At 39.4% G+C, this 9,302-nt stretch carries 16 protein-coding genes and 1 pseudogene; all 17 read right to left on the bottom strand.

Annotated elements, in window-relative coordinates; translation table 11 throughout:
• Window positions 1–1,086: pseudogene (tnpC, locus tag A3IA_RS13225) on the bottom strand (IS66 family transposase); the annotation flags it as partial.
• The gene (locus A3IA_RS13675) at window positions 1,064–1,276 is read right to left on the bottom strand and encodes an IS66 family transposase (RefSeq protein ID WP_018380232.1); all 213 of its coding nucleotides are present in this window, start codon (window positions 1,274–1,276) and stop codon (window positions 1,064–1,066) included. The pseudogene tnpC and the gene A3IA_RS13675, both read right to left, overlap by 23 nt.
• Before the next feature lie 49 nt (window positions 1,277–1,325).
• Window positions 1,326–1,676, bottom strand: coding sequence for an IS66 family insertion sequence element accessory protein TnpB (tnpB, locus tag A3IA_RS0104975; RefSeq protein ID WP_018380231.1), 351 nt, complete (start codon window positions 1,674–1,676; stop codon window positions 1,326–1,328).
• Window positions 1,657–1,842 (bottom strand): hypothetical protein, encoded by a 186-nt coding sequence (locus A3IA_RS0104970; RefSeq protein WP_018380230.1) that lies wholly within the window; start codon window positions 1,840–1,842, stop codon window positions 1,657–1,659. Before A3IA_RS0104970 ends, tnpB begins: the two co-directional genes overlap by 20 nt.
• Before the next feature lie 381 nt (window positions 1,843–2,223).
• On the bottom strand, window positions 2,224–2,610 hold the full coding sequence (gene rplQ / locus A3IA_RS0104965; RefSeq protein ID WP_018380229.1) for a 50S ribosomal protein L17: 387 nt from the start codon (window positions 2,608–2,610) through the stop codon (window positions 2,224–2,226).
• A 14-nt stretch (window positions 2,611–2,624) separates the two neighbouring features.
• Window positions 2,625–3,563 (bottom strand): DNA-directed RNA polymerase subunit alpha, encoded by a 939-nt coding sequence (locus tag A3IA_RS0104960; protein WP_018380228.1) that lies wholly within the window; start codon window positions 3,561–3,563, stop codon window positions 2,625–2,627.
• Window positions 3,564–3,607: 44 nt separating this feature from the next.
• Entirely contained in the window at window positions 3,608–3,991 is a 384-nt protein-coding gene (rpsK, locus tag A3IA_RS0104955) for a 30S ribosomal protein S11 (protein ID WP_018166218.1), read from the bottom strand.
• Between the two features lie 17 nt (window positions 3,992–4,008).
• Entirely contained in the window at window positions 4,009–4,374 is a 366-nt protein-coding gene (gene rpsM, locus A3IA_RS0104950; RefSeq protein WP_017768906.1) for a 30S ribosomal protein S13, read from the bottom strand.
• 17 nt (window positions 4,375–4,391) lie between these two features.
• Window positions 4,392–4,508: a 50S ribosomal protein L36 gene (gene rpmJ / locus A3IA_RS12565; RefSeq protein WP_079268439.1), complete on the bottom strand. Its 117-nt coding sequence runs from the start codon at window positions 4,506–4,508 to the stop codon at window positions 4,392–4,394.
• A 24-nt stretch (window positions 4,509–4,532) separates the two neighbouring features.
• Window positions 4,533–4,751, bottom strand: a complete 219-nt coding sequence (gene infA / locus A3IA_RS0104945) for a translation initiation factor IF-1 (RefSeq protein WP_001040189.1) — start codon at window positions 4,749–4,751, stop codon at window positions 4,533–4,535.
• Window positions 4,752–4,868: 117 nt separating this feature from the next.
• Window positions 4,869–5,510, bottom strand: coding sequence for an adenylate kinase (locus A3IA_RS0104940; protein WP_018380227.1), 642 nt, complete (start codon window positions 5,508–5,510; stop codon window positions 4,869–4,871).
• A gap of 130 nt (window positions 5,511–5,640) precedes the next feature.
• Window positions 5,641–6,945: a preprotein translocase subunit SecY gene (gene secY, locus A3IA_RS0104935; RefSeq protein WP_018380226.1), complete on the bottom strand. Its 1,305-nt coding sequence runs from the start codon at window positions 6,943–6,945 to the stop codon at window positions 5,641–5,643.
• A 48-nt stretch (window positions 6,946–6,993) separates the two neighbouring features.
• Window positions 6,994–7,434, bottom strand: coding sequence for a 50S ribosomal protein L15 (gene rplO, locus A3IA_RS0104930; RefSeq protein ID WP_018380225.1), 441 nt, complete (start codon window positions 7,432–7,434; stop codon window positions 6,994–6,996).
• A 122-nt stretch (window positions 7,435–7,556) separates the two neighbouring features.
• Window positions 7,557–7,739 carry a 50S ribosomal protein L30 gene (gene rpmD / locus A3IA_RS0104925; protein WP_002986624.1) on the bottom strand — a complete coding sequence of 61 codons (183 nt, stop codon included), beginning with the start codon at window positions 7,737–7,739 and terminating at the stop codon, window positions 7,557–7,559.
• Window positions 7,740–7,752: 13 nt separating this feature from the next.
• The gene (gene rpsE, locus A3IA_RS0104920; RefSeq protein WP_017768911.1) at window positions 7,753–8,247 is read right to left on the bottom strand and encodes a 30S ribosomal protein S5; all 495 of its coding nucleotides are present in this window, start codon (window positions 8,245–8,247) and stop codon (window positions 7,753–7,755) included.
• Window positions 8,248–8,265: 18 nt separating this feature from the next.
• The gene (rplR, locus tag A3IA_RS0104915; protein WP_017768912.1) at window positions 8,266–8,622 is read right to left on the bottom strand and encodes a 50S ribosomal protein L18; all 357 of its coding nucleotides are present in this window, start codon (window positions 8,620–8,622) and stop codon (window positions 8,266–8,268) included.
• Between the two features lie 103 nt (window positions 8,623–8,725).
• Complete coding sequence (gene rplF, locus A3IA_RS0104910; RefSeq protein WP_017768913.1) at window positions 8,726–9,262, bottom strand: 50S ribosomal protein L6; 537 nt, start codon at window positions 9,260–9,262, stop codon at window positions 8,726–8,728.
• Window positions 9,263–9,302 lie beyond the last annotated feature (40 nt).

The following is a 9,302-nucleotide window of genomic DNA, read 5'->3' as shown; positions in this document are numbered from 1 at the left end:
ATAACCAAGGATTTGATTGCTCTTTCTGCTAAATTATTAGAAAAAAACGAATGACCATCTTGTAAGACCGTTTTTAAAGTGTTTTCATACTTGAGACTGTAGGCAACGGCTCGACCTAGTTTTGAACCAGACAAAACAGCCTGCTCACGACACCAGTCGAAGAACTCATCCATCAAGGGAGCTAACNCTATCTGGCGTTTATGCAGACGCTCTTCAGTAGAGAGGTCAACCCAGTCATTCTCCAAGGCAAACAGCTGGTCGCAATACCTTAATCCCTTAGCTCCTAAAGAGGTCTTGTCTGCCTTCTTAGGGGTCGCCTCGAAGAACTTTCTTCTGACATGTACCCAACAACCCACTAATTCAACCTGATTCAACTGACGATAAGCACTCCACATGTCACAATGTACGTAACCAGAGTAGTCTCCAAGAAATTCCTTCACAACCAAACCACTCCGTCGCTTATCATGATGATAGAGGGTAATCCCTTGTTCTTCATGCTTGCCAGATAAAAAGGTCCAGCTGGCTATCGCTTTCTAAGACCTTGTAGGAAGTCTCATCCGCATGGAGAATGGGCTGTTCCAACAACTTCTCACGAAGAAGGTCATAAAGTGGCTCGAAATAATAATGACTAGATTTGATGTGCCAATTAGCGATTTCTTTCCGGGTGATAGGCAAGCCAAGTTTATTCCAATCCTCTTCTTGGCTGTAGTTCGGTACCTTGAGATTGAATTTCTGATGAATCGTATGAGCGATGATGGAGGCTGACCCAAAGCTATGTGCCAGAGGTGCCCTAGGAAAAGGAGCCTTGATAATCTTATCTTGGGCATTCTTCTGGCTACACGCCTGACATTTGTATGCATGTTGGACATGATCAATCCGCTTCAATTGCGCAGGAATAAAGACCAACTCCTGTCTTTTAACACAAGCCCCAATTTCCTTTAGACCACCATGGCAATCAGGGCAAGAGTCCTCTTCTAGTCTATGATGAACCTCTTCAGCCTTCAATTGGCTCAGAATGGCTTGACGTTTTCCTTTGGATTTTTGGCGCTTATAGGTAATGGTTTCAGTCTGACCTGGGTAAGTCATCGTCTTCTTCAGGCAGCTGTTCTTCGTCAAAGAGACTTAGTTGACCATTAACTTGAATAGATTTCTCAGAAGACTTGCCATAAAGTTTCTGAGTCAAATAGGCAACCTGTTCACGAAGGAGAGCGAGTTCATTGGTTAGGTTATCAATTGTAGAAGCCTGTTGCTTGATAATCTCTAATAACTCTTCCATAGTCTCACCCTCCAGTTTTCTTTATTATACCGAAAAAACAGCCATGATTTCAATAGAAATCACGACTGTTTGTAGGTTTTATGCTAGGACTTATCGAAAATCCCTTCATGAGCCAGTCAACTTGTTCAGGTGTCAGGGCTTTGACCTCGTTTTCATTACTCGGCCAGGTCAGTTTCCCATTCTCGAAACGCTTATAGAGTAGCCAAAATCCTTGACCATCCCAATAGGGGGCCTTGAAGCGATCTTTGCGTCCACCACAGAAGAGAAAGACTTGACCTGAGAAGGGATCTAACTCAAATTGACGTTTAACAAGATAAGCGAGCGAGTCAATACCTTGTCTCATATCTGTTTTCCCGCAGACAAGATAGACCTTTCCTAAATCACTGAGATAGATCGCCATAGAGCAATACCTTATCTAAAATAGTTTTCAGTGTTTCTTGATGAAGAGATTGGAACAAGCTTAGTTCAACTTTTCCAATACGCATTTTCAGCACCATCTCGTTTTTGTTTTTCTGATCAAAACGACGAGATTGGGGCGTTTCCAAAGGAACAATGGGTTCTGACATCACAATAGCCTCCAATTCTGTTTTCTACTAACAGTATACTGGAGAACTGACAATCTCGGTAGATACCTCGTTATGGAGCGGTTACCTTTGAAAACTTCAAAAAACGGATTTATCTTGCTTTGAACACAACAAAAGAGAGAACCAATCTGATTCTCTCTCGGTGTTAGCTATAAGTCAACCCACTACAGTTGACAAAGAGCCTCAAAAAACGCCTGCTTACGGAAGACTTTTGAATTAGAAGTCTTTCGTAAACAAGCGTTACCTTTACCATTATATTATGATGAGTGTTCCCACTGGGATCTCCTCCCAGTGGTAGACCAGAGCTAGACTAAGAAGGAGTTAACCTTCCATCATCATAACACTCAACAAAATTGATAAAAATTAAACAAGTTCAATAATTGCCATTGGGGCAGCATCACCACGACGTGGTTCTGTTTTAAGGATACGAGTGTATCCACCGTTACGTTCTGCATAACGAGGTGCTAACTCAGAGAACAATTTTTGAAGAGCAGTTGTTGATGTGTATTTATCATTTGCTTCATCATAGTTTTCTGATGCAATTTCGTTACGAACAAATGCTGCTGCTTGACGACGTGCATGCAAATCACCACGTTTACCAAGAGTAATCATTTTTTCAACGGTTTTACGGATTTCTTTAGCACGAGCTTCAGTCGTTACGATTGATTCATTGATCAAAAGATCTGTAGTCAAATCACGTAACATTGCTTTACGTTGTGAGCTAGTGCGTCCTAGTTTACGGTAAGCCATGTTATCCTCCTATTTTATTTATCGTTTTTTAGTCCCAAACCTAAATCAGCAAGTTTAACCTTAACTTCTTCAAGGCTCTTACGACCAAGGTTGCGGACTTTCATCATTTCAGGTTCCGTCTTTTCTGTTAAATCGTGAACAGTATTAATTCCTGCACGTTTCAAACAGTTGTAAGAACGAACTGACAAATCTAATTCCTCAATGGTACGATCGAGAACTTTCTCATCGTTAACTGCTTCAGTCTCTTTCATAACATCAGTAGCTTTAGCAACTTCAGTTAGATCTGTAAAGAGATTTAAATGTTCAATTAGAACACGAGCAGAAAGACCTAGCGCATCCTCGGGAATGATTGTGCCATTAGTCATGATTTCAATAGTTAACTTATCAAAGCCATCATTGCTACCTACACGGGCAGGTTCAACTTGATAATTAACTTTTTTCACTGGAGTGTAGATAGAGTCTACAGCCAATGTGCCTACGGGTGCATCATCCTTTTTATTGCCTTCTGCAGCAACATAACCACGATTGGTCGCCACTGTCATGCTAGCTTTAAAAGAAGCACCTTCAGCGATTGTAAACAGATAATGATCTGAGTTAACAATCTCAATATCGCTATCAGTTAGGATATCCCCAGCAGTAACTTCAGCGGGTCCTTGGACATCAAGCTCAATAATTTTTTCGTCTTCGACGTAAGATTTTACAGCAAGTCCTTTGACGTTAAGAATAATTTGCATTACATCTTCACGTACTCCAGGTACAGTATCAAACTCGTGAAGTACTCCATCAATCTTAATCGAGGTAACAGCAGCACCTGGAAGAGATGATAAAAGTACACGACGAAGAGAGTTACCTAAGGTTGTTCCGTATCCACGTTCAAGTGGTTCGATGACAAACTTACCGTAATCTTTATTTTCATCAATTTTTGTTATTATTGGTTTTTCAAACTCAATCATTTATTTACCCCTCGAAACGAATCTGTGTACTGTATAGTTAATGATTACACACGACGACGTTTTGGAGGACGAGCACCATTATGTGGTACAGGAGTAACATCGCGAATGGCAGTCACTTCAAGACCAGCTGCAGCAAGAGCACGAATAGCTGATTCACGACCTGAACCTGGGCCTTTTACAGTAACTTCAACAGTTTTCAAACCGTGTTCCTGAGCTGATTTAGCAGCAGCTTCTGAAGCCATTTGTGCAGCAAATGGAGTAGATTTACGAGAACCTTTAAATCCAAGAGCACCAGCCGATGACCAAGCAAGAGCGTTACCGTGCACATCTGTAATCATAACAATAGTGTTGTTAAATGTAGCGTGAATGTGAGCAATACCTGACTCGATATTCTTTTTCACACGACGTTTACGTGTTGGTTTAGCCAATTTTTTTACCTCCTATTTTATTTTTTCTTACCTGCAATCGCAACAGCTTTACCTTTACGAGTACGAGCATTGTTTTTTGTGTTTTGTCCACGGACAGGAAGTCCACGACGGTGACGGATTCCACGGTATGAACCGATTTCCATCAAGCGTTTAATGTTCAAGTTTACTTCACGACGAAGGTCACCTTCAACTTTAATTGCATCAACTTCACGACGGATAGCATCTTCTTGATCTGTTGTTAAATCTTTAACACGGATGTCTTCTGATACACCAGCTGCAGCCAAGATTTTTTTAGATGTTGTTAATCCGATACCATATACATAAGTAAGTGAAATTACTACGCGTTTATCATTTGGAATATCAACTCCAGCAATACGAGCCATTTTTTCTCCTTTCTATATTATCCTTGACGTTGTTTGTGTTTTGGATTTGTTGGACAAATCACCATAACACGGCCATTACGACGAATCACTTTGCAGTGTTCGCAAATTGGTTTAACCGATGGTCTTACCTTCATGTTCTATCCCTCCAATTATTTCGATTATTTAAAGCGGTATGTGATGCGTCCACGTGTTAAATCATATGGACTCATCTCAACTGTCACACGATCACCAACTAAAATACGAATGTAATTTTTGCGGATTTTTCCAGAAACAGTCGCCAAAATTTGGTGTCCATTTTCTAATTCAACTGTAAACATAGCATTAGGCATGGTTTCAACAACCTTACCTTCAATTTCAATCACGTCTTCCTTTGCCACGCAAAAGTCCCCCTCTAAATTTCGATTTGATTTCCTCTGAAAACAGAGGTAACAATTATAAGTCAGACTAAGTTATTCTACCACAACTACGTCTATATAGCAAGCAAGAGTTAGCAATTATTTCATGCGATCAATTGCTTCCTTAACATCTTTAAACACTTGGTCAATTTCATGATTACCTTCAATATCGGTCACAAGGTTTTGCTCACGATAGTGATCTAAAATTGGCTGACCTTGTGCGATATTAACATCCAAGCGACGTTTTACAGTCTCTGGTTTGTCATCTTCACGTTGGTAGTAATCATCTTCATTGTAATCACCTGCTGGCGGATTGAAAACTTTATGGAAGGTTTCCCCAGTCTCTTTGTGAATAATACGGCCACTTAAACGTTCTATCAAACTATCTGGATTGACATCAATATTGATAACACCATCAAGTGCCAAGCCTAATTCTGACAATGTTTTGTCCAAAGCATGAGCTTGTTCGATTGTACGTGGGTAACCATCTAGCAAAAAGCCATTTTCTTTAATATCAGATTCTGCTAAGCGTTCTTTCACGATTCCATTTGTAACTTCGTCTGGTACCAGCTCACCTTTGTCAATATAAGACTTTGCGAGTTTACCCATCTCAGTTTCATTTTTCATGGCAGCACGGAACATATCGCCTGTTGAAATATGTGAAACGCCGTAAGTATCAACAATTTTTGCCGCTTGAGTTCCTTTACCTGCACCAGGTAGACCCATGATTAAAAGATGCATTTGATTCTCCTTTTAAGATAATCCTTAGAAAACATGTGTTTCTAGTATGTTTTGTTTTCAAATAAATCTGTCTACTATAGACAGACTTATTAAAAAACAAAATAGAAGGTTGACTTTGTCAACCTGTAATCTATTTTGTATTCATAAAGCCAACATATTTCTTTTTCAATAAGTAGCCTTCGAGTTGCTTCATGCTATCAATTCCTGTTGAAATCAAAATTAACAAGCTTGTTCCCCCTAATGCAACCGTAGATGATAAATCAAATACTTGCTGTGCTACGATTGGAATTAGTGAGATTAAAGCTAAGAATACGGAACCAACTGTTGCTAATTTTTTCAACAATGATGACATATAAGCTTCTGTTTCCCTACCAGGTCTAACCTTAGGAATATAAGATCCATTTTTTTGTAAATTCTCAGCTGTCTTTTCAGGATTCACTTGAACAAAAGTATAGAAGAAGGAGAAGAGAATAATTAACAAAGCATAGATTCCCATACCTGCAGGAGTCTGATAAGAGAACAAATTTTGAAGTGTATTTAACCATGGAATATCATGATTGCTACTTTGGAAAAACGCTAAAATAGAGCTAGGTGCTGCAGTAATAGAACTAGCAAAAATAACGGGAATAACACCTGCAGGGTTCACTTTCAAAGGAAGGTAGGAACTAGTTGGAGCCCCTTGAGCGAGTTTCGTATATTGAATTGGAATTTTATATTCAGCTTGTTGGACAAATGTAGTGAAGAAAACAATTAGTAGTACCGCTAAAAGTAATATTCCTACAAAAATCCAAGAATTTGTAAGCTCACTTGCTTTTATATTAACGAAGTAATCTTCATGTATAGAAGAGATTGCTCCAGGAATTGAGGCAATGATTCCGGCAAAGATGATCATTGATACACCATTCCCAAAACCTTTATCTGAAATTTGTTCTCCAAGCCAGGTTACAATCACACTTCCGGAAGTTAAGATAATACCGATAATCACATACGTTTGCCAAGTCGGCGACGTTACAAGTTGAATACTTGACAATGCATTAAATCCTGCTGTAATACCAATAGATTGGATAAATGCAAGAACTAAAGAAATGTAACGCGTTGCTTGGTTTAATTTACGTCGTCCAACCTCACCTTGTTTACCCCACTCCACAAATTGTGGGAGGATATCCATTTGTAATAATTGAACAATGATTGACGCAGTGATATAAGGACTAACACCTAAAGCAAAGACTGAGAATGAACTCATCGCATTACCAGAAACCAAGTTCAATAAATTAAGAAATGGTAAATCTGCTAGTTGTTCCAAACTTTGTACGTTAATACCTGGTACCGTGATATGTGTCCCTAATCGGAATACAAAAACAATAAATAAAGTGAAGGCAATTTTTTTTCTTACATTTTTAAGCTTAAGAGCTTCTTTTAGAATTTTGAAAAACATAATGAGTTACTCCTATGATTCATGCGAACATAATGAGGGTAAAACTCATTAGATGACTTCTACAGAACCACCTTTTTCAACGATAGCTGCTTCTGCTGCTTTTGAGAATTTAGATGCTTTTACATCCAATTTCTTAGTAAGCTCACCATTTGCAAGAATTTTAACACCTGATTTTTCAGATTTAATAACTCCTGCATTTTTTAGAACTGATGGTGATACTTCTGTACCATCTTCAAAAATGTTTAAAGCATCAAGACTTACAAGCGCATACTCTTTAGCATTGATATTAGTGAATCCACGTTTTGGAAGACGACGGAACAATGGAGTTTGTCCACCCTCAAAACCAAGACGAACACCGCCACCGCTACGAGCTTTTTGACCTTTTTGACCACGTCCAGATGTTTTACCATTACCAGATGATGTACCACGACCTACACGGTTACGTACTTTACGAGAACCTTCTGCAGGTTTCAATTCATGAAGTTTCATTTATTTTCTCCTTTTGTTGTACAATGCTAGCGCCTTAATGAGGGGAAAGGACTCCCCATCAAGACTCGCCTATACATATTAAGATTAGGCTGGAAACAGCTCCAACCTAATACGATTATTAATTATTTAACGTCTTCGACAGTTACTAAGTGAGAGATTGCAGTAACCATACCACGGATAGCTGCGTTATCTTCTTTAACAACTGATGAGTTTAATTTGCCAAGTCCTAGGGCAACAACTGTTTTACGTTGTTCTGGTTTGCGACCGATTGGAGACTTAGTCAAAGTAATTTTAATTTGAGCCATGTTATCCCCTTTCTTATGCTAAGTCAGAAACAGATACACCGCGAAGTTCTGCAACTTCTTCAGCGCGTTTAAGTTGTTTCAAACCTTCAACTGTAGCACGAACGATGTTGATTGGTGTGTTTGAACCAAGTGATTTAGATGTGACATCCGCAACACCAGCCAATTCGATGACGGCACGAACAGCACCACCAGCGGCAACACCAGCACCCTCAACAGCAGGTTTCAACAATACTTTTGCTCCACCAAAGTTTGAGAAAACTTCGTGAGGAATTGTTGTACCAACCATAGGTACTTCAATCATATTTTTCTTAGCTGCTTCAACAGCTTTACGGATTGCTTCTGGAACCTCTTGAGATTTACCAGTACCGAATCCTACGCGACCGTTACGGTCACCAACAACAACAAGTGCAGCAAAACGCATATTGCGTCCACCTTTAACAACTTTAGTAACACGGTTGATAGCAACAACGCGTTCTTCAAGTTCTACTGCATTATCTTTAAATGCCATTATTAAGTGTCCTCCCTATTAGAATTTCAATCCGTTTTCACGAGCTGAATCAGCCAAAGCCTTAACACGTCCGTGATAGAGATATCCACCGCGGTCAAACACCACTTCAGAAATACCTTTAGCTACTGCGCGTTCAGCAACAAGTTTACCGACAACAACAGCTTGCTCGGTTTTAGTTCCTTTTGAAACGTCTTTATCAAGAGTTGATGCACTTGCGAGCGTTACACCCGCTACGTCATCAATTACTTGAGCGTAGATGCCTGTATTAGAACGATAGATGTTCAAACGTGGGCGATCAGCAGTTCCAGAGAGTTTTCCGCGAACGCGACGGTGGCGTTTTTGGCGGAGTTTGTTTTTATCTGGTTTCGAAATCACAATTTTCACCTCTTAATTTATGAATATTTTATCTTTAATAAAATAGTGATATAAATGTCGTTTCACAAGGAAAATTATTTTCCTTATGAAAACAATACATTTATTATTTACCTGTTTTACCTTCTTTACGGCGAACAAATTCACCAACGTAGCGAATACCTTTACCTTTATATGGTTCAGGTGAACGAAGGCTACGGATGTAAGCAGCTGTTTGACCAACAACTTCTTTGTTGATACCTTCAACTACGATTGAAGTTGGGTTGGCAACAGTGAAAGTGATTCCTTCTGGTGCTTCAACTTCATCTTGGTGAGATTTACCGACTGAAAGAACAAGTTTAGAACCTTGAAGTTGTGCACGGTAACCAACCCCACGCATTTCAAGTTCTTTTTTGAAACCTTCAGAAACTCCAACAACCATGTTGTTCAAGTTAGCACGAGTTGTACCATGGATTGTTTTCATTTCTTTTGAGTCGTTTGGACGATGAAGTGTTACTTCAGTTCCCTCAACTTTGATTTCAATGTTTTTGTTAAACTCACGAGTGAGTTCGCCTTTAGGTCCTTTTACAGTAACGACATTGTCTTTGTTGCTGATTTCAACACCAGCAGGCAATGTGATTACTTTATTACCAATACGTGACATAGTATTTATATTCTCCTGTTAGATTGTCAAGCCGCCTAGC

It is taken from the genome of Streptococcus thoraltensis DSM 12221 (genome assembly GCF_000380145.1).
Classification (GTDB): domain Bacteria; phylum Bacillota; class Bacilli; order Lactobacillales; family Streptococcaceae; genus Streptococcus; species Streptococcus thoraltensis.
The sequence above is the reverse complement of the archived record's forward strand: the minus strand, read 5'-3'. Positions and strand labels throughout refer to the sequence as shown.

Excerpts from the sequence above, each read along its gene's own strand:
- rpsE (WP_017768911.1), bottom strand. The coding sequence starts at position 8,247 with ATGGCATTTAAAGATAATGCAGTAGAACTTGAAGAACGCGTTGTTGCT.
- rplO (WP_018380225.1), bottom strand. The coding sequence starts at position 7,434 with ATGAAACTTCATGAATTGAAACCTGCAGAAGGTTCTCGTAAAGTACGT.
- rpsM (WP_017768906.1), bottom strand. The coding sequence starts at position 4,374 with ATGGCTCGTATTGCTGGAGTTGATATTCCAAATGATAAACGCGTAGTA.
- A3IA_RS0104960 (WP_018380228.1), bottom strand. The coding sequence starts at position 3,563 with ATGATTGAGTTTGAAAAACCAATAATAACAAAAATTGATGAAAATAAA.
- rplF (WP_017768913.1), bottom strand. The coding sequence starts at position 9,262 with ATGTCACGTATTGGTAATAAAGTAATCACATTGCCTGCTGGTGTTGAA.
- A3IA_RS0104970 (WP_018380230.1), bottom strand. The coding sequence starts at position 1,842 with ATGTCAGAACCCATTGTTCCTTTGGAAACGCCCCAATCTCGTCGTTTT.
- tnpB (WP_018380231.1), bottom strand. The coding sequence starts at position 1,676 with ATGGCGATCTATCTCAGTGATTTAGGAAAGGTCTATCTTGTCTGCGGG.
- secY (WP_018380226.1), bottom strand. The coding sequence starts at position 6,945 with ATGTTTTTCAAAATTCTAAAAGAAGCTCTTAAGCTTAAAAATGTAAGA.
- rpmJ (WP_079268439.1), bottom strand. The coding sequence starts at position 4,508 with ATGAAGGTAAGACCATCGGTTAAACCAATTTGCGAACACTGCAAAGTG.
- A3IA_RS0104940 (WP_018380227.1), bottom strand. The coding sequence starts at position 5,510 with ATGCATCTTTTAATCATGGGTCTACCTGGTGCAGGTAAAGGAACTCAA.
- rpmD (WP_002986624.1), bottom strand. The coding sequence starts at position 7,739 with ATGGCTCAAATTAAAATTACTTTGACTAAGTCTCCAATCGGTCGCAAA.
- A3IA_RS13675 (WP_018380232.1), bottom strand. The coding sequence starts at position 1,276 with ATGGAAGAGTTATTAGAGATTATCAAGCAACAGGCTTCTACAATTGAT.
- rplQ (WP_018380229.1), bottom strand. The coding sequence starts at position 2,610 with ATGGCTTACCGTAAACTAGGACGCACTAGCTCACAACGTAAAGCAATG.